This is a genomic window from Streptococcus sp. F0441 (genome assembly GCF_000314775.2).
GTDB lineage: Bacteria > Bacillota > Bacilli > Lactobacillales > Streptococcaceae > Streptococcus.
In genome coordinates, this window is record NZ_KB373321.1 from 1,840,308 (window position 1) to 1,857,353 (window position 17,046).

Sequence of the window (17,046 nt, forward strand, 5' to 3'; positions counted from 1 at the left end):
CCTTTACTTTTGATTTTATAATAGTCCTCTAAGTGCTTCTTGCCACAGTTGGTACAAACTGATAAAGAATGAACTCAAGATGTAGCCCATTACAATACTACAGAAGCCGACCAACAGACGAACTTTTTTTGTGTTAGTAGCAGTTACTTTTAAAACCTTTTCCCATCTTACAAGATCTTTTAAAAGGTAAAAACTCAAATAAATAAAGAGTATATGACTACTTATAGTGAATAATAATTGAACCATTTGACTATTATACCATCTTATCCGCTTGCGCGCTAGTTTTCGATTTTTCTACAAATTAGGGATTGTTTTTGAGGTAATCAATCGCATCCTGCAGGGTCTTAACAGGAACGATTTTCATCTCTGTTTTAATCGTTTTAGCAGCTTCTAAAGCTGTTTCATAGTTGCTTTTCGCATTTGGATCTGCTTTTTTTGCTTCCTCGGTGACTGGATTGTCAGGAGCAAAAAAGACGCTCGCCCCCTGACGAGAGGCTGCAACCACTTTTTTGTCAATTCCACCGATGTCACCAACATTTCCATCGCGATCAATGGTTCCCGTTCCCGCGACGATGCGACCATTACGAAGTCCTGGATCTGCTATCTGGGTGTAGATAGCTAAGCTAAACATGAGACCGGCACTTGGCCCGCCGATACCAGCTGTTGAAAAGCGAATGGGAACGTCACTGGTCACTTCCGTACGGTCAATCAGACCAATTCCAATCCCGTTTTTCCCGTTTTCGAGAGTGATAATTTTACCTTCAGCAGACTTGACTTTTCCGTCTTCTTCATAGGTTACCTTGACCGTGTCCCCTAATTGTTGAGAGTTGACATAGTCGACCAAGTCTTTTGAACTGTCAAATGTTTTGTCATTAACAGCCGTCACGGTATCTGCGATGTTCAGAATGCCCTTAAAAGTTGAATTGTCCGTCACGGTCAAGACATAAACTCCCAGGTACTTGAGTTCGATATCCTTACCAGCCGTCTTCAGTCCTTGATACTTGGCCATATTTTGAGAAGTTTGCATGTAGAACTGATTGATCCGCATAAATTCCGCATCCGTAGAGCCACCCGTAGTCTCCTTAGCACTTCTAATATCCGTGAAAGGTGTTAACCAAGCATAGACAAGATGCGACAGGGTTGCGTGTCGAATCCCAACTGTCACAAACTGGTAAGCTCCTGCTTCTGTATCTTCTGTTTCATTGACTTTTAAAACTTGGCGAATATCTTCCGCTCCACCTGGAACTTCTATGTAGTAAGGTAAAGGTACTACAAAGGCTAAAAAAGTCACTACTAGTGCTAGGATGACATATAAGGGCCATCTAGTTTTTTTCTTCATGTTCTAATTCCTCCACAACACTGTTTGGGACATATTGCTGAATCTCCTGGCCAAACTTCAGAAGTTCTCTCACGGCTGAAGAGCTAATATAAAGATGCTCTGGGCGACTATACAGGTAAATGGTTTCGATTTCTGGAGCCAGTTGATGATTGTAATAATCAAAACTAGACTCATATTGCAAGTCGGTGGCATTCCGCAAGCCACGGACAAGGGTCTTAGCACCCAATCTTCTTGCAACATTGACGACTAGTTGGTCATGAGAAGCCCGCACCTCTACATTATCTAAATGCGCCACCGCTTTTTCAACTGCTCGTTTGCGGTTTTCAACAGGGAGAAAACCTTGTTTGTGGGGATTGTAGAAAACCCCGACATAGAGCTTATCAAAAAGTTTGCTGGCACGTTCAATGATATCCAGATGTCCATTTGTCATCGGATCAAATGAACCTGTAAATAATCCAATTTTATCTGACATAGACTGTCACCTTACTAATCCCATATATTTTTTCCTTCCAGATGCCTAAGCAAGCGATTTCTTCTGGAAGTTCTACAGACTTATCTGTTTCGCAGACAACCATGACTTCTTCGGAGAAGAGGTTTCTTTCTGCCATTTTCTCGATATCTGCAACGATTTGTTCCTTGGCATAGGGAGGGTCTAAAAAGACCAGGTCAAAGGGACCTTTCACTTGCTCCAAGGCCCGTTCAGCCTCCATCTTTAAGAGCTGAAATTTGGAAACTTCCTTGGTCATTTGGATATTTTCAGCGATGATAGCTTGTGCCTTTCGATCCCGTTCCACTAGGACAGCATGGGACATCCCACGCGAGACTGCCTCAATAGATAAGCCGCCACTGCCAGCATAGAGATCCAATACACGACCACCATCAAAATAGGGACCTATCATGTTAAAGATAGCTCCACGCACCTTATCCGATGTCGGCCTCGTCATCTTTCCTTCTAGCGTCTTGAGAGGACGCCCTCCGTAGATTCCTGATACGATTTTCATACCGTTTATTATACCAAATTATAGGCAAAAAGAGAAAGAAAACCGAACCTTGCGGTTCGATTCTCTACAAGATATTTTCGTAAGTATCGCGGACTTCTTGAGGCCAAACACTAGTTTGAACTTCTCCAATGTGTTTCTTGCGAAGTAAGAACATGGCCATCCGAGACTGTCCGATACCCCCACCGATTGTCAATGGGAAAAGGCCGTTAAGCAGGGCTTTATGCCATTCCAGCTCAAGCCGATCTTCGTCTCCTGTAAGAGCCACCTGACGACGAAGTGTATCCTCATCTACCCGAATCCCCATTGAGGAAAGTTCAAAGGCACAACCAAGAGATTCGTTCCAAACTAGAATATCGCCATTCAACCCTTTGTAGCCATTTTCAGACTCTGTTGTCCAGTCATCGTAGTCAGGTGCACGGCCGTCATGAGGTTTGCCATCAGGCAACTCGCCACCAATACCAATCAAGAAGACAGCACCAAACTCTTTACAGATTGCATTTTCACGCTCTTTCGGTGTCAAATCTGGATAGCGTTCCACCAACTCTTCTGTATGGATAAAGGTGATTTGTTTTGGCAAGATGGATTCAATATCGTAGCGCGCTTCTACGGCTAGCTCTGTCAGACGAATAGCCTTGTAAATCTTCTCAACGGTTTCTTTGAGATAAGCGATATTGCGTTGACCATTTGGAATCACTTTTTCCCAGTCCCACTGGTCCACATAAACTGAGTGAGTCGCATCAAGCGAATCTTCATCTGGACGAAGGGCCTTCATATGAACAAATAGACCTTCACCTTCTCCAAAACCAAAGCGAGCCAAGGTGTGGCGCTTCCATTTGGCTAGTGAGTGAACGACTTCATAAGTTTCATCTGGAATCTGCAAGACCTTTACGGATACTGGATGTTCGACACCGGACAGGTTATCCTGCATCCCATCACCAACCTTGCTCAAGATAGGACCTTGAACTTCAACAACTTCTAACTTATCTTTCAAATACTGAGTAAAGGTGTTTTTGACAAAGGAAATCTCTTCTTGCTGATGGATAAAACTTTTCTTCATAAACGGCTCCTCAAAAATTAGTTAAAAGCATTATACACCTATTTCCAAGAAAAGAAAAGAGTAAATAAGAAAAAGTCAGAGCTCTTTCGAACACTGACTCTGTCATTCATTAATCGTTTCGACCAAAGATTCGTAAGATGCTAAGGAAGAGGTTGATAAAGTCTAGGTAGATGCTGAGTGCCATTGAGATGATCCAACCTGTCGCTACTTGTCCTCGTGACTGCTCATAAACATAGCGAATCTTTTGGTTGTCCCAAGCAATCAAACCTGAGAAGACCAAGACCATGGCAATACTAATCATGTAGTCAAAGAAGCTATTGGCTAAAAATAGATTGACAACCATGGCAATGATGAGACCGACAAGTGCTGCCATCAAAGCTCGTCCCACTCCACTCAAATCTTTCTTGGTGAAAATTCCGATCACCGCCATGACAAAGAAGAGAAGGGCACTGGATACAAAGGCTGATAAGACGGTCCCAGGTGTATAAAAGGCTACGACAAAACTAAGCGTAAATCCATTTAAAACAGAATAAACTAAAAATACTGGGAGAGCTGCTGGGCTGTTCTTTGCAGCCATGCTACTTGCAACAAAGACTAGAGCAAGTTCTGCAAAAGTTGCAATCACCAGCCAGAGACGACCATGCATTAAAAAGTAAATCAACTGGGACTGAAAAACTGTCAACATCAAAGCTGACACGAGAGCTGATAGACCAATCCCAAGTCCTACAAAGGCATAAACCTTAGCGTAAAATTGATTGAGACCTGAACGTTCTTGAATAATCGTTTGATTCATTCTGATTCTCCTTTTCTCTATAAGTATGTCTTGATTATAACAAAGATTTTATAAATTAGCTAAAATAAAACATCAATATACCTGCGGCAACTGCCACGTTGAGACTTTCTGCTCGACCTTTCATGCCAATATGAACCAGCTGATCAGCACTCTCAGCCATGACAGGACTAATCCCCTGCCCTTCATTTCCCATGACTAAAGCAAAGTTTTCTAAGGGAGAAAGCTCACGATAGTCCTTGGATTCTTTGGATAAGGTCGTTGCTAAAATGGGCAAGTTGCTCTTCTTTGCCTCTTCTACAAAAGCGGCAACGGGCATGCGATAGATGGGCAAGTGAAAATGACTTCCTTGCATGGAACGCAGGGTCTTGAGACTGTAGATATCTGCTGACTTATCTGAAACAATAACCCCTGTAAAGCCTGCCGCATCCGCCGTCCGAATCATGGTACCCACATTACCAGGATCTTGGACATTCTCTAAAAATAGAAACTTACCCTGACGGAAATCAGGCAGTCCCACTTCTTCTTTTTGAATAACAGCGACAATGCCTTGAGGGGTTTGCGTATCTGCTAAATCCCGCAAAATCTCCTCTGAAACCCAGATAGTTTGAGAAAAAGCAGCTAACTGACCTCGGTAACTTTCCAGAGCAAAGATCTTCTCAATCCTCACCCCAGCTTGAACAGCTTCTTCAAATAAGTGCCAACCTTCAATCAAATAGGCAGACTTTCGATATTTTTTTTGATGCAATTTCTTGGCATTTTTTACCACTGAATTGGCTTTTGAGGTTATAATAGTCATAGAAACATTATAACACAATCAAAGGGGTTTGGTATGCAAAAGGTTAGAATGATTGCCCAAGGCAGAGTACAGGGTGTTGGTTTTCGCTGGGGTGTTTATACTTTAGCTCTTGAAATCGGTGGCATCACTGGTCGGGTATGGAATAACGACGATGGCACAGTGGAAATTCTTGCTCAGGCAGACTCCTCTGCCACTATGGCAAAATTTATCCAAGAAATCCGAAAAGGTCCGACACCTTTTTCAAAAGTTACCTATCTAGATGTGCAGATGAGCAACTTTTCATCCTATTCGGACTTCAAAGTCGCAAATTAGGTCTCCAGAACTATTGTATATTTTACAAAAAAACAGTAGAATAGAAAGGTATAATTTTTAAAGAAGGAATGAAAACATTGAAATCTATTAAACGTTTTGCCCTCTCAGCTATGGGAGTGGCTATGCTACTTATCTTGACAGGCTGTGTCCAAGTAGACAAAGCAACAGGACAACCTACTGGTTTTATCTGGAACACTATCGGATCGCCTATGGCAGAGGCTATCAAATACTTCGCTACTGATAAAGGTCTAGGCTTTGGTGTGGCTATCATTATCGTAACCATTATCGTACGTTTGATTATTTTGCCACTTGGTATCTACCAATCATGGAAGGCAACGCTTCACTCTGAAAAGATGAATGCTCTCAAACATGTGCTCGAACCACATCAAACACGCCTTAAAGAGGCAACAACTCAGGAAGAAAAACTAGAAGCACAACAGGCTCTCTTTGCTGCACAAAAAGAAAACGGCATCAGCATGTTCGGTGGTGTAGGATGCTTCCCTATCCTCATTCAGATGCCTTTCTTCTCTGCTATCTACTTTGCAGCCCAGTATACTGATGGAGTATCTAGCTCTACCTTCTTGGGTATCAATCTCGGTTCTCCAAGTATGATCCTTGTCGCCTTCGCTGGTATCCTCTACTATCTCCAATCACTCCTTTCACTTCACGGAGTAGAAGACGAGATGCAAAGAGATCAACTCAAGAAAATGATTTACATGAGCCCACTCATGATTGTCGTCTTCTCCCTCTTCGCACCAGCCAGTGTGACACTTTACTGGGTTGTCGGTGGTTTCATGATGATTCTCCAACAGTTCATCGTTAACTATGTTGTTCGTCCAAAACTTCGTCAAAAAGTACGTGAAGAATTTGCCAAAAATCCACCAAAAGCAAGTTCAGCATCAACTACAGGCGGGCGAAAAGATATCACTCCTAACCAAGCAACTGCAATTACGACTACTAAGAAACATAAAAAACGTAATGCTGGTAAACAACATTCTAGAAAATAAAGTAACGGCTTAGCTGAAAGGCTAGGCCTTTTTTGCATCACAAAAGCCTGATGTTTCCATCAGGCTTCTTTTTTATCCATGTACACGTTTCATATAGTCTTGATAGCTTTCTGTATCCATGAGTTTTTTGGCATTCTTGACACGGTCTGCTGTTGGTGGTTTTACCCCTTCAAGTGAGTATGGAATTCCAAGTTCACGCCACTTGAATTCTCCCATAGTGTGATAAGGTAGAATTTCAAACTTATCAACGTTTTTGAGGGTTTTGACGAATTTACCAAGTTCGATCAAGTCCTCATCTCTATCTGTCAAGCCTGGAACCAGCACATGGCGAATCCACACAGGCTTCCCAATATCTGATAGATATTTTGCACAAGCCAAGATGTTTTTATTGGTTTGGCTGGTAACAATTCTGTGTTGTTCATCGTTGATTTCCTTGATATCCAAGAGAACCAAATCTGTCACCGCCATGAGTTTATTAAACTTTTCGAGATAACGTGGTTTATTACGGAACGGAAGAGCACAGGTATCCAAGGTACAGTGGATCCCTTTTTCCTTGGCCTTGGTAAAGAGGGCAATTAGGAAATCAATCTGCAAGAGGGCTTCTCCACCACTGACAGTGATTCCTCCCTTGTCTCCCCAGAAACCACGGTAGCGAAGGGCTTCTGTCAAGACATCGTCTACTGTCCGTCTTCGTGATTTATTGGTCTCCATAGCCCATGTATCAGGGTTATGGCAGTACTGGCAACGCATCTGACAGCCCTGCAAAAAGACGATAAACCGAATCCCAGGGCCATCCACCGCCCCAAAACTCTCTGTCGAATGCACCATTCCTGTCACTTGTCCATAGTCAATTGTTTCTTCAGACATATCGTCACCTTCCTTGAAACCGTTTTATAGTTTTATTATATCACGAGTGAGATGAAAAACAAGGTTTTTTGTCTATTTTTTAGAAAGCAATCTGTTTTTCACTTTCATTTTCATTCCCTCTTAGTGATCTGATTCAAAATCAAAACCATACAAGGTTGCGAAATAATCCTCAGGACGCTCTGCACGGCGGATTTGACGGGCTTTGCCTTCTTCGGTATAGAGGATTTCTGCAGAACGCAGCTTGGCATTGTACTGGTAACCCATGGAGAATCCATGTGCACCTGTATCATGAATAACCAGCAAATCACCGATTTCTGTATGAGGTAGTTCGCGATTAATGGCAAATTTATCATTGTTTTCGCAGAGTGAACCGACCACGTCTACCACCTCATTAGCTCCATCTGGATGGGTCAGATTGGTGATATGGTGGTAGGCTCCATACATGGCTGGGCGCATGAGGTTAACTGCTGAGGCATCCACGCCCAGATAGGTACGGTAGGTTTTCTTTTTATGAGTGACTTTGGTGACAAGAACTCCGTGAGGTGCCAGCATAAAACGGCCCAATTCAGTGAAAATCTTGACCTGACCAAGACCTGCCGGCGTAAGGACTTCTTCATACACCTTACGCACCCCTTCACCAATCAAGGCGATATCATTTGGCTCCTGCTCAGGACGATAGTTGACTCCGATTCCACCAGAAAGATTGATGAAGTCTAGTGAAATGCCTAACTTTTCTTTGATTTCAACAGCCAATTCAAAGAGCTGACGCGCCAACTCTGGGTAGTAGAGATGGGTGACGGTATTGGATGCTAGGAAGGAATGAATCCCAAATGTCTTGGCTCCTTTTTCCTTCAAAATCGCAAAGGCTTCAAAAAGCTGATCCTTGGTCATCCCAAACTTGGCCTCTCCAGGATTGTCCATGATGTCTGTTCCTAATTCAAAGACTCCACCTGGATTGTAACGACAAGAAATGATTTCTGGGATACCTGCAGCTCTCTCTAGATGTTCAATATCTTCAAAGGCATCCAAATTAATGGTCGCACCTAATTTACGCGCATAGGCGTACTCTTGGTCCGGGGTATTGTTAGAAGAGAACATGATCTCAGAACCGGGAAAATCCAGTTTATGACTCATCAAAAGCTCCACATAACTAGAACAGTCCACACCACAGCCTTCCTCTTTGAGGATTTTCAAGATGGCTGGGGTTGGGGTGGCCTTGACTGCAAAATATTCCTTAAATCCCTTGTTCCAGGAAAAAGCTTTGTTGACTGCTCGCGCTTTCTCGCGGATTCCCTTCTCGTCATACAAGTGAAAGGGAGTCGGAAACTCTGCAACAATCGTTTCTAAATCTTCTCGGCTGATAAATGGTGTTTTCATAAGCATCCTTCTATTCTGTTTGCAAAGAAAGGCTGGGACAATCGTTCCAACCTTTAGTTCTATTTCTTATTTGTCTTCGTCAAAGATATTTCCAATCTCAACATCGATGGATTGGTTCTTAACATCAATATTGGTTACTTTCAAGAGTGACTTGTAATCAAACTGCTTTTCACGTTCTTCTTGGGCATTGTCTGCAAAAACTGCGACACCAGCTAGTTCCGAATCAAACTCACGCAAGAGACTGATCATCCCATTGACAGTTCCCCCACCTTTCAAGAAGTCATCCACGATCAAGACACGACTGCCTGCCTTGAGGCTACGTTTTGAAAGGAACATTTTCTCTATGCGGTCACCGCTTGAACCTGAAACATAGTTGACGCTGACCGTTGAACCTTCGGTAATTTTCAAGTCACGGCGCACAATGACAAATGGAACATTGAGGACATTGGCAACTGCATTTGCAAGTGGCACACCTTTTGTTGCTACTGTCATAACCGCATCGATTTTTTGGTCCATAAAGCTCTTGGCAATGATACGACCAATATTTTTCAAAATGGCAGGCGTACTAAGCAGATCAGACAGGTAGATATAGCCGCCTGGCAAGATACGATCGCTTTCTGAAAGTTTGTCACGCAAGTCTGCGATCATTTCTTTGGCTTCATGACTCGAAATTGATGGTGTAAAGATAACGCCACCACCTGCTCCAGTCACAGTCTGAATATGGCCGATTTCAATTTCCTCAAAGGCACGCTTGATAATCACGATATCCTCCGAAATCGATGATTTAGCAGATTCGTACTTTTCTGCAAAGGTGTTGAGACTTGTTAGTTTGTATGGATTATTAATCAAATAGTTGGAAATGACAACCATCCGATCACTTCTTCTTAATTTCATTTTTATTTACCATTCCATTTAATTTTGATATTTTATCCATTATACCACATTCACATAAAAAAACGAACATTATTGCGTAAAAAATGCTCGTTTTTCTTAAATTATTAATCTAAATCTGGTTTATAGAAGGAACGATTGTCCATAGCGAAGATTTTATTGGTCATCTCTCCTTTGTCCACCAAAGCTAGAGCCGTTGACATCATCATCATGCTGGCATCCAGATTATCAATCATATGAATAATCTCTGCCTCCATAATGCGTGGTCGGACCGGACTTCCATACTCCAGCAAGCCATGATGACTGAGAATCACATGGCGCAGTAGCACCACTTCTTCTCTGGTATCATCGATACCGAGTTCCATAACTGTCTTGGTGATTTCGCTATCGATTAGGGCGATATGACCGATGAGATTGCCTCGCACTGTGTACTCCGTCTGATCGGGACCGCTGAGTTCTAAAACCTTGGCCAAGTCGTGCAACATAATCCCAGCATAAAGCAGGCTCTTGTTGAGCTGAGGATAGATATCGCTAATGGCATCTGCCAAGCGCACCATGGTTGCCGTATGAAAAGCCAAACCCGTTTCAAAGGCATGATGGTTGGTCTTGGCAGCTGGATAAGAGTAGAATTCCTTATCATACTTGGTGTAGAGACTGCGAACGATACGCTGCCAGACAGGATTTTCTATCTTGAAAATCATTTGCGACATGTAATCACGAATTTCCTTGACATCAACTGGAGATTTGACCTTGAAATCAGCTGGATCATTGGGTTCGCCAGGTTGAGGTAAGCGAAGAGTGATTTGATTTACCTGTGGAGTGTTATTGTAAACTTCTCGGCGCCCTTTCATGTGAACAACCTTACCTGCGGTAAAGGACTCAACGTTATGAGGTTGGGCATCCCAGAGCTTCCCTTCAATCTCGCCGCTATCGTCTTGGAAGGTAAAGGCTAGGTAGTTTTTCCCAGCACGCGTCTGTCTCAGGTCAGCTGATTTAATCAGGTAAAAACCTTCAAACAGCTCATCTTTTTTCATGTGACTAATCTTCATATTCTTCCTCATCTTCTTGGAAATGGAGTAGATCAAGCGCAGGCTCACCTTCTGATAACTCAATGTGACGGAGCGTCCGCTCAATAGCTGTGGTGCGACGGTTTAATAATTCATCAATATTGCCAGAGGCATGTTGAAGATGCTTTTGTGCCTTGACCAGAATGCCTCCGAACTTACCAAACTCGGTCTTGACACTAGCTAGGGTCTTGCTGATATGGTCGGCACTCTTTTGGATATTGAGAGTCTTGAAGCCAACTGATAGAGAGTTAAGCAGGGCTGATAGGGTACTTGGACCTGCGACAATAATCTGCTCCTCCCGTCTCAAATCATCAAAGAAGGCCGGATTTCGAACGATTTCTGAATAAAGACCTTCTGTCGGAACAAACAAAATCCCAAAATTGGTCGTCCGAGGCGGCGCTATATACTTGCTCTTGATATCCTTGGCAAAACGCTTAACGCTTGCCAAGAGTGACTTGCGACAGCGTTCGATTTCGTCCTTATCGCCTGCTTCATAAGCTTCTTCTAAGCGGTAATAATCCGCCAGTGGAAACTTGGAGTCAATCGGCAAATAGACAGTTACCTGGTCACCTTGACCAGGTAACTTGATGGCGTATTCCACACGTTCACTGGAGTTTTCAACCGTTGCAAATTCTCGTTCGTACTGGGCTGGTGTCATGATGTCTTCGATGATTTGCCCCAGTTGTAATTCGCCCAGAATTCCTCGCGTCTTGGTTCCAGAGAGAACCTTGTTGAGGGCCCCGACATCGCGGGCAACTGTCTGCATTTCTCCAAGGCCTCGATTGACCGACTCCAATTGCTTGGAAACTGTCTCGAAGGAAGCCTGCAAGCGTGTCTGCAAGGTCTTTTCTAGCTTTTCCTCGACCGTCTGGCGCATTTGTTCTAAACGTTGCTCATTGGACTCCTGCAGGGCTTGGAGACGTTGGTCGGTCTTGTCTCTGGTTTGAAGGAGATTCTCGTTCATCTCCTGTCTAACTTGAGTCAAGCCTTGGTGCAACTCCATTCGCACCTCCTGCAAGCGGTCGCTGACAGCCACTTCTAAGTCTTTTTGATCTAGTTGACTGGCTTGTCTGGCTTGTTCAAAGCGATAATCCAGTTGATCTGAAAGATTGTCTGCTTGATCCTCCAAACTCTTGGCTAGGTACTTGTCTTGCTTATCCTGCCTTTGCCAAATCAGAAAGAGTCCAGCTAGGTTGGCAATTAATAATAGTAATAATACAGTCTCCATCCTACCTCCTGTCCTTGCTATGCAGCACGACGACATAGCCATCTGGGCAAGTTATCAAAACTTCCCTATCTATATATTCGTTAGAAGCGTACACTTTTTTAAAGAAAAAATTTTCCTCTGTCAATTCGTACTTGGCTCCGATAATAGTCAACTGGCTATCCCGAACTGGCATAAAGGCTAGATAATCATAATCCGAACGGGGTTCTAGCTGACTGGTCCCTTCTGGACAATAGCTAATCAAGTTTTGTCCGTCCTCAATTTCTATCTGGCGCATATAGGGTGCCAACTTAGGATTGCTAGGTAGAAAAACATTAGCCAGCATATGATCAATGCGACCGCCAAGAGCACCGAAAATAGTCACCCGAGCCTGAGGACTTTGCTCAAAGATGGCTAAGAGAGCCAATTCCAGATCTGTATCATCCTTTTCTGGATGGGCTTGGACAAAATGCTGGGCACGTTTTTGAATCAACTGACGTTCGTCCGCAGTCACCGAATCAAAATCCCCAACTGCTAGAGTCAGAGGCAGATCTTCTTCCAAGACCCAGAGCGAGCCTCGATCCACACCGACAAAGCAATCAAAATCCGTCCGGTAGTGACCGCGTTCTCCGCCTGCAAAAACGGCAACCCTAGCCCAGTTGTTTTCTAAGAGTTTGTACTCGCTCATTGACATCTCCCTTAAAGACATAGGAACCTGCTACAAAAACGGTCGCACCAGCTTCTTTAGCCTGAGCAATGGTCTGATTATCAATCCCACCATCCACTTCAATTTCAAAGTTCAAACCTTTTTCCTGACGAAGGGCAACCAACTCACGAATCTTATCCATGGTTTCAGGCAGAAAAGCTTGTCCACCAAAGCCAGGGTTAACCGTCATAACCAAGACTTGGTCAATTAGATGAAGGACATGCTTAATAGCTTCAACAGGCGTACCAGGATTAATGACAACAGATGGCTTGACACCTAGAGAACGAATCTTTTGGAGGGCGCCATGGATATGAGGTGTTGCCTCTACGTGAATGCTGATGATATCTGCACCTGCACGCGCAAAGTCTTCTAAATGGTGCTCAGGATTAGCTACCATCAAGTGGCAGTCAAAAACCATCTTGCTATGTGGTCGAAGAGCTTCGACCACACCCGCACCAAAGCTGATTTGTGGTACAAAGTGACCATCCATGATATCGATATGGGCATACTCTGCCCCGGTTGCTTCTAGGCGTTTGATTTCACGTTCAAAGTTGGCATAATCTGCTGCCAGAATTGACGGAGCAATCTTGTATTGAGACATAGGTTTCTCCTTATTTTGGAATTTTTTTGCTGACTTTTTTGTAGGTTTCTCTGCGATTTTCAATTTCACTGAGGAATCGCAGGTAGTTGTCAAAACGGAAGCTGGCAATGATACCTTCCTCTACTGCTGGCTTGACTGCGCAGGACGGCTCATGGGTATGGGTACAGGTACGAAATTTACAGTCTCGACTGACACTAGCAACCTCTGGAAAGGCCTGATTAAGGTCTTCTGCCGTTGATACTTCATAATCCAGTGATGAAAATCCTGGCGTGTCCGCGATTTTACCACCATTGAGGTTGTAAAAACTAACAGCTCGAGTAGTGTGGCGACCACGACCTAGACTATCTGAGATTTCTCCTGTTTCAAGATTGAGATCCGGTGCGATTTTATTGAGAAGGGTTGACTTACCAACACCTGTCTGCCCCATAAAGACTGTCACCTTGGCTGTCAAAAGTGGCAAGAGTTCTTCCTTACTAGTCACAAAGTCGTAACCGATGGCACGATAGGTTTGTTGGAAAAAATCCAGTTCTCCCCTATCGCCCAACAAATCCATTTTAGAAATATAGACGACGGGATGGATGCCTTTGTGCTCCAAAAGAACCAAGAAGCGATCCAATAAATTGCTATTAAAATCCGGCTCCTTAACCGACATGATAACCACAGCTTGGTCAATATTGACAATAGGCGGACGGACCAGGCTATTTTTCCGTTCGTGAATCTTGAGAATGTAACCTTCTGAATTTTCCTCCGCAGAAAAGTCTACCCAGTCCCCGACGTAGGGTGTATGACCTTTTTTTCGGAAATTTCCGCGCGCACGCGTCTGGTAAACTTGACCCTCACTCTCCACATAGTAGAAGCCCGCCAAGGCTTTAATGATTTGTCCCTGCATCTTAGAATCCTTGCCCTTTAAGCGCATCTGCTAAGCTGGCAAATTCTGACAAGCTGAGAGCTTCTCCACGTACACTTGGTGACAAACCTGCTTGGTCCAAAGCCTTGGTCAACTTTTCCTTGACTTCCTCAGTCTTGCCAAAATAACCTGTCAAGTTATTCCACAAGGTCTTGCGACGATGAGTGAAACTAGCCTTGGAAACCTTAAAGAAGAGCTGCTCATCTTCTACTGCTACCGCAGGTTCTGGGCGGCGTACCATTTTCAAAATAGCCGAATCCACATTTGGTGCCGGTACAAAGACCGTACGAGGCACGATAAAGGCAACTTTGGCTGTCATATAATACTGCACAGCAATCGACAAACTACCATAAGCTTTAGTGTTTGGCTGAGCTGAAATACGATCTGCCACTTCTTTCTGCATCATGACCACAAACTCGCTAAAAGGAATGCCACTTTCAATCAGGTGCATGAGGATAGGCGTCGTAATGTAGTAAGGTAAGTTGGCTACTACCTTGATTGGCAAATCAGGATTTTTGAAATTCTGGATATGCTGGGCCAAGTCAACCTTAAGAATATCCTCATTGACCACGGTCACATTATCAAAATCACGCAAGGTATCTGCCAAAATCGGTACCAAACGGTGGTCAATCTCAAAAGCCATGACCTCAGCTGCGCGCTCAGCCAGAAACTCAGTCAAGGCACCAATTCCTGGACCAATTTCGATGACATTGACCTGATCATCAATCTCTGCCGTATCCACAATCTTTTGAAGGATATTGGTATCCGTCAGGAAATTTTGTCCAAAGGACTTTTTAAAGGTAAAACCGTGACGCTCCAGCACTGCCTTGGTCACGCTATAATCTGCAATTCTCATCTATTCTCTTTTCTAATTATTAGCTAAAAATAATATATAGAAGCCACATAATTCCTAGTGCCAGCAAAATCCAAAATATAGCAAGAACACGATGTTTGTTCCCTTTTGAATCAGCTCCAGTCATATCAAGTGCTTTTTTATCTTCTTGGAGGTTCATTTTCTTCAATTCATCCTGATAGGCAACCGAATCTAGAATATTGTCTTCTGGTAATAATTCTGAAGCATAATAATCAGGAAAACCCATAGCAAGGCCAATTAAGTTCTTATCCTTTAGAGAAAAATCCAAATCTTTTGGTTGATTTTCCTGAATAGCTCGGATATTTTTTAACAGTTTATCAGCGACTACAGACACTTGGTCCATAAAAACTACATCCAAAAGATCAAATCCAAGCACATCACCGTCTTTGACATTTGCAAGAATATAACGAACAAAGTCATCATAGAGTTGCAAGGCTTGCGGGGCATTCTCTTCTAAAAAAGAGCGGTTTTGGAGAGCATTCTGCTGGAATTTTGCAATAGGAAGTAAGATATCTACATTCTGCTCTTGGTAAAACTTTTCTGCTTGTTCTTCATCTTCTTCGAGTTGTTCTGCTGTTTCCCAGAGAGAAATGGGAGTTCTTAAATCTTCTTCATTCCAAAACAATTGCCAAAAATAGGGTATCGTGTAGATGCCTGCTGTTAAGATACGAGCTTCATCTCCGTTTTTTAAATAAATATAGCTTCTATTTGCCATTTCATTTCCTTTCACAATTTTTATGAAGGTTTTAACTTCCGTCAAAGTCACTCCAAACAGTTCCAATTGTTTATATGGGCTCTTGTTGCCAAAAAATCAATGCATATATAGCTTGGCCTTAGTCACGCTATAATCCACAACTCTCATCTATTCTCTTTTCTAATATAGTATGCTTCCGGGGTGCTATGATAGAGCAAAACAAATAAGGGAGTCTCAGTAATTCCTTCCAACATCTCTTTTAAGATTGCATCTGGATGGATAATCTCTCGTGTTTTGGTGAAATAAACACCTTGTTCACCATTCCGATTACGGAGTTCCCAGGCCACATTGTTTCCTTGGACAGACGGCAAATAACGTCCCTTTTCTAGAAATTCAAAAAAATCTTTCACCGTCATGTCATCAGGAACTTCAAATTCCACCTCATGAGGCAGTACATCGTCCCCCATACACACAGAATCTCTATCAACTCGGATTTTCATTTCGCTCTTTCCTTATAAGTTTCTATTTGAACACTATCAAAATAAATCTAAGCACCTCTATTGTAACACATTCCCTTTGTATTATCGGGTTATCTGGTTATTGTTATCACTTTTCAGGACTCTGCAAACAGATTTCGATATCTAAATTTCTTTCCACTATTGATGTAAGCATAAAATTTATTTTTCTAATCCTTTATGAATTGTCTCTTGAAAAAGTCAGGTGCTCAAGCAGAGAATAGAGTTTTTCTTGCTCCTCTTCTTCGTAAGCAGGTGCATTTGCTTTTACTTCCCTGCATTTCTCGTCATACAGAAAACCGTCTTGGCCATCTTCTGTAGATAAAGCTGTATAGACTTTCGCCATTTCTTCAGGACTAATCGAAAATTTCGACTTAATTTTATACAGATTTTTCATAAAAGTGTTGAGGTGATTGTAGCGGCTCATATCAACTTTGACATTGGTCACACGAATTGCCTGAACCTTGATACCTTTCCAATGTTTCCGCATATAAAGCGACAACATCAACAAGGCTAGTTTATTCTGATAATAGGTATTGGCAGGACTGTAACGTTTTTGACCAGCTAAATTTTCAAAATCAAGTTTCATGAAAGGATAGAGTATCAGCCCTTGAGAAGAAATATTAATAATCCGACCACTTTCTGATTTTTCCAACAAACCTTTCAACAGGATAGAAAGCAAGAAAGGGGCGACAACATTGGTCGCAAATTGCTTTTCCAATCCATCTTTGGTTACCACAGGACTTTTGATTGATAAATCAAAATCAGCCGCATTGTTAATTAAAACATCTAAAGTCTCTTCTTTTTGGATATACTGCTCCACTGCTTTCCTGACACTCTTCATCTCAGATAAATCAGCCAAGATATAATCTACATGTCGATTTCCTGTTTGTTGACGAATTTCCTCACAGGCTTGCTCAGCAGCTTCTTTTCGCCGGCAAAACAGGGTCACTGACCAGCCCTTTTCAGCCAACTGTTTAGCAGCCTGATAGCCAATACCACTATTGCCACCCGTAATAATCACTTTTTTCATTTCTG

The 17,046-nt window shown here is 42.8% G+C and carries 21 protein-coding genes; 2 read left to right on the forward strand and 19 right to left on the reverse strand.

Annotation, left to right across the window (positions count from 1 at the left end; genetic code table 11):
- Nucleotides 1-15 precede the first annotated feature (15 nt).
- The 7 genes from HMPREF9188_RS10340 to HMPREF9188_RS09105 all read right to left on the reverse strand — a co-directional run bounded on the left by HMPREF9188_RS10340 (nt 16) and on the right by HMPREF9188_RS09105 (nt 4,986).
- On the reverse strand, nt 16-246 hold the full coding sequence (locus tag HMPREF9188_RS10340; protein ID WP_080585631.1) for a DUF1146 family protein: 231 nt from the start codon (nt 244-246) through the stop codon (nt 16-18).
- Nucleotides 247-301: 55 nt separating this feature from the next.
- Nucleotides 302-1,339, reverse strand: coding sequence for a SepM family pheromone-processing serine protease (locus tag HMPREF9188_RS09080; RefSeq protein WP_009730682.1), 1,038 nt, complete (start codon nt 1,337-1,339; stop codon nt 302-304).
- Complete coding sequence (gene coaD / locus HMPREF9188_RS09085; protein WP_009730683.1) at nt 1,323-1,811, reverse strand: pantetheine-phosphate adenylyltransferase; 489 nt, start codon at nt 1,809-1,811, stop codon at nt 1,323-1,325. Before coaD ends, HMPREF9188_RS09080 begins: the two co-directional genes overlap by 17 nt.
- Nucleotides 1,801-2,340, reverse strand: coding sequence for a 16S rRNA (guanine(966)-N(2))-methyltransferase RsmD (gene rsmD / locus HMPREF9188_RS09090; protein ID WP_009730684.1), 540 nt, complete (start codon nt 2,338-2,340; stop codon nt 1,801-1,803). Before rsmD ends, coaD begins: the two co-directional genes overlap by 11 nt.
- Before the next feature lie 64 nt (nt 2,341-2,404).
- Nucleotides 2,405-3,397: an aspartate--ammonia ligase gene (asnA, locus tag HMPREF9188_RS09095; protein ID WP_000747987.1), complete on the reverse strand. Its 993-nt coding sequence runs from the start codon at nt 3,395-3,397 to the stop codon at nt 2,405-2,407.
- A gap of 109 nt (nt 3,398-3,506) precedes the next feature.
- Nucleotides 3,507-4,190, reverse strand: coding sequence for a Bax inhibitor-1/YccA family protein (locus HMPREF9188_RS09100; protein ID WP_009730685.1), 684 nt, complete (start codon nt 4,188-4,190; stop codon nt 3,507-3,509).
- Nucleotides 4,191-4,245: 55 nt separating this feature from the next.
- Nucleotides 4,246-4,986: a TrmH family RNA methyltransferase gene (locus HMPREF9188_RS09105; protein ID WP_009730686.1), complete on the reverse strand. Its 741-nt coding sequence runs from the start codon at nt 4,984-4,986 to the stop codon at nt 4,246-4,248.
- Between the two features lie 33 nt (nt 4,987-5,019).
- Here HMPREF9188_RS09105 and HMPREF9188_RS09110 point away from each other — a divergent pair, with 33 nt between their 5' ends.
- Both HMPREF9188_RS09110 and yidC read left to right on the forward strand, forming a co-directional pair.
- Entirely contained in the window at nt 5,020-5,298 is a 279-nt protein-coding gene (locus tag HMPREF9188_RS09110; RefSeq protein WP_001174620.1) for an acylphosphatase, read from the forward strand.
- Between the two features lie 77 nt (nt 5,299-5,375).
- Nucleotides 5,376-6,305 (forward strand): membrane protein insertase YidC, encoded by a 930-nt coding sequence (yidC, locus tag HMPREF9188_RS09115; RefSeq protein ID WP_033588985.1) that lies wholly within the window; start codon nt 5,376-5,378, stop codon nt 6,303-6,305.
- A 72-nt stretch (nt 6,306-6,377) separates the two neighbouring features.
- On the opposite strand, the gene pflA is transcribed toward yidC, so the two are convergent.
- The 12 genes from pflA to HMPREF9188_RS09175 form a co-directional block, all read right to left on the reverse strand.
- Nucleotides 6,378-7,172 (reverse strand): pyruvate formate-lyase-activating protein, encoded by a 795-nt coding sequence (gene pflA, locus HMPREF9188_RS09120; RefSeq protein WP_009730688.1) that lies wholly within the window; start codon nt 7,170-7,172, stop codon nt 6,378-6,380.
- Between the two features lie 120 nt (nt 7,173-7,292).
- Nucleotides 7,293-8,549, reverse strand: coding sequence for a diaminopimelate decarboxylase (locus HMPREF9188_RS09125; RefSeq protein WP_009730689.1), 1,257 nt, complete (start codon nt 8,547-8,549; stop codon nt 7,293-7,295).
- Between the two features lie 66 nt (nt 8,550-8,615).
- Nucleotides 8,616-9,443, reverse strand: a complete 828-nt coding sequence (purR, locus tag HMPREF9188_RS09130) for a pur operon repressor (protein ID WP_002874197.1) — start codon at nt 9,441-9,443, stop codon at nt 8,616-8,618.
- Between the two features lie 104 nt (nt 9,444-9,547).
- Nucleotides 9,548-10,489, reverse strand: a complete 942-nt coding sequence (locus HMPREF9188_RS09135) for a 3'-5' exoribonuclease YhaM family protein (protein ID WP_009730690.1) — start codon at nt 10,487-10,489, stop codon at nt 9,548-9,550.
- Nucleotides 10,479-11,735: a DNA recombination protein RmuC gene (rmuC, locus tag HMPREF9188_RS09140; RefSeq protein ID WP_009730691.1), complete on the reverse strand. Its 1,257-nt coding sequence runs from the start codon at nt 11,733-11,735 to the stop codon at nt 10,479-10,481. Before rmuC ends, HMPREF9188_RS09135 begins: the two co-directional genes overlap by 11 nt.
- Nucleotide 11,736: 1 nt before the next feature.
- Nucleotides 11,737-12,399 (reverse strand): thiamine diphosphokinase, encoded by a 663-nt coding sequence (locus HMPREF9188_RS09145; protein WP_009730692.1) that lies wholly within the window; start codon nt 12,397-12,399, stop codon nt 11,737-11,739.
- Complete coding sequence (gene rpe / locus HMPREF9188_RS09150; RefSeq protein WP_009730693.1) at nt 12,362-13,018, reverse strand: ribulose-phosphate 3-epimerase; 657 nt, start codon at nt 13,016-13,018, stop codon at nt 12,362-12,364. Before rpe ends, HMPREF9188_RS09145 begins: the two co-directional genes overlap by 38 nt.
- A gap of 10 nt (nt 13,019-13,028) precedes the next feature.
- Nucleotides 13,029-13,907: a ribosome small subunit-dependent GTPase A gene (rsgA, locus tag HMPREF9188_RS09155; RefSeq protein ID WP_009730694.1), complete on the reverse strand. Its 879-nt coding sequence runs from the start codon at nt 13,905-13,907 to the stop codon at nt 13,029-13,031.
- Nucleotide 13,908: 1 nt separating this feature from the next.
- The gene (rsmA, locus tag HMPREF9188_RS09160; RefSeq protein ID WP_009730695.1) at nt 13,909-14,781 is read right to left on the reverse strand and encodes a 16S rRNA (adenine(1518)-N(6)/adenine(1519)-N(6))-dimethyltransferase RsmA; all 873 of its coding nucleotides are present in this window, start codon (nt 14,779-14,781) and stop codon (nt 13,909-13,911) included.
- Nucleotides 14,782-14,800: 19 nt separating this feature from the next.
- The gene (locus tag HMPREF9188_RS09165; RefSeq protein ID WP_009730696.1) at nt 14,801-15,514 is read right to left on the reverse strand and encodes a hypothetical protein; all 714 of its coding nucleotides are present in this window, start codon (nt 15,512-15,514) and stop codon (nt 14,801-14,803) included.
- Between the two features lie 143 nt (nt 15,515-15,657).
- Nucleotides 15,658-15,993, reverse strand: a complete 336-nt coding sequence (locus HMPREF9188_RS09170) for a hypothetical protein (RefSeq protein ID WP_009730697.1) — start codon at nt 15,991-15,993, stop codon at nt 15,658-15,660.
- 193 nt (nt 15,994-16,186) lie between these two features.
- Entirely contained in the window at nt 16,187-17,041 is an 855-nt protein-coding gene (locus HMPREF9188_RS09175) for an SDR family NAD(P)-dependent oxidoreductase (RefSeq protein ID WP_009730698.1), read from the reverse strand.
- Nucleotides 17,042-17,046: the final 5 nt, after the last annotated feature.

Bases quoted from the DNA above. Each gene is read 5' to 3' on its own strand.
- HMPREF9188_RS09175 (WP_009730698.1), bottom strand. From the start codon at position 17,041: ATGAAAAAAGTGATTATTACGGGTGGCAATAGTGGTATTGGCTATCAG.
- rmuC (WP_009730691.1), bottom strand. From the start codon at position 11,735: ATGGAGACTGTATTATTACTATTATTAATTGCCAACCTAGCTGGACTC.
- rsmD (WP_009730684.1), bottom strand. From the start codon at position 2,340: ATGAAAATCGTATCAGGAATCTACGGAGGGCGTCCTCTCAAGACGCTA.
- HMPREF9188_RS09135 (WP_009730690.1), bottom strand. From the start codon at position 10,489: ATGAAGATTAGTCACATGAAAAAAGATGAGCTGTTTGAAGGTTTTTAC.
- pflA (WP_009730688.1), bottom strand. From the start codon at position 7,172: ATGTCTGAAGAAACAATTGACTATGGACAAGTGACAGGAATGGTGCAT.
- coaD (WP_009730683.1), bottom strand. From the start codon at position 1,811: ATGTCAGATAAAATTGGATTATTTACAGGTTCATTTGATCCGATGACA.
- rsgA (WP_009730694.1), bottom strand. From the start codon at position 13,907: ATGCAGGGACAAATCATTAAAGCCTTGGCGGGCTTCTACTATGTGGAG.
- rpe (WP_009730693.1), bottom strand. From the start codon at position 13,018: ATGTCTCAATACAAGATTGCTCCGTCAATTCTGGCAGCAGATTATGCC.
- HMPREF9188_RS10340 (WP_080585631.1), bottom strand. From the start codon at position 246: ATGGTTCAATTATTATTCACTATAAGTAGTCATATACTCTTTATTTAT.
- HMPREF9188_RS09080 (WP_009730682.1), bottom strand. From the start codon at position 1,339: ATGAAGAAAAAAACTAGATGGCCCTTATATGTCATCCTAGCACTAGTA.
- HMPREF9188_RS09105 (WP_009730686.1), bottom strand. From the start codon at position 4,986: ATGACTATTATAACCTCAAAAGCCAATTCAGTGGTAAAAAATGCCAAG.
- asnA (WP_000747987.1), bottom strand. From the start codon at position 3,397: ATGAAGAAAAGTTTTATCCATCAGCAAGAAGAGATTTCCTTTGTCAAA.
- HMPREF9188_RS09145 (WP_009730692.1), bottom strand. From the start codon at position 12,399: ATGAGCGAGTACAAACTCTTAGAAAACAACTGGGCTAGGGTTGCCGTT.
- HMPREF9188_RS09165 (WP_009730696.1), bottom strand. From the start codon at position 15,514: ATGGCAAATAGAAGCTATATTTATTTAAAAAACGGAGATGAAGCTCGT.
- purR (WP_002874197.1), bottom strand. From the start codon at position 9,443: ATGAAATTAAGAAGAAGTGATCGGATGGTTGTCATTTCCAACTATTTG.
- HMPREF9188_RS09125 (WP_009730689.1), bottom strand. From the start codon at position 8,549: ATGAAAACACCATTTATCAGCCGAGAAGATTTAGAAACGATTGTTGCA.
- rsmA (WP_009730695.1), bottom strand. From the start codon at position 14,781: ATGAGAATTGCAGATTATAGCGTGACCAAGGCAGTGCTGGAGCGTCAC.
- HMPREF9188_RS09100 (WP_009730685.1), bottom strand. From the start codon at position 4,190: ATGAATCAAACGATTATTCAAGAACGTTCAGGTCTCAATCAATTTTAC.
- HMPREF9188_RS09110 (WP_001174620.1), top strand. From the start codon at position 5,020: ATGCAAAAGGTTAGAATGATTGCCCAAGGCAGAGTACAGGGTGTTGGT.
- HMPREF9188_RS09170 (WP_009730697.1), bottom strand. From the start codon at position 15,993: ATGAAAATCCGAGTTGATAGAGATTCTGTGTGTATGGGGGACGATGTA.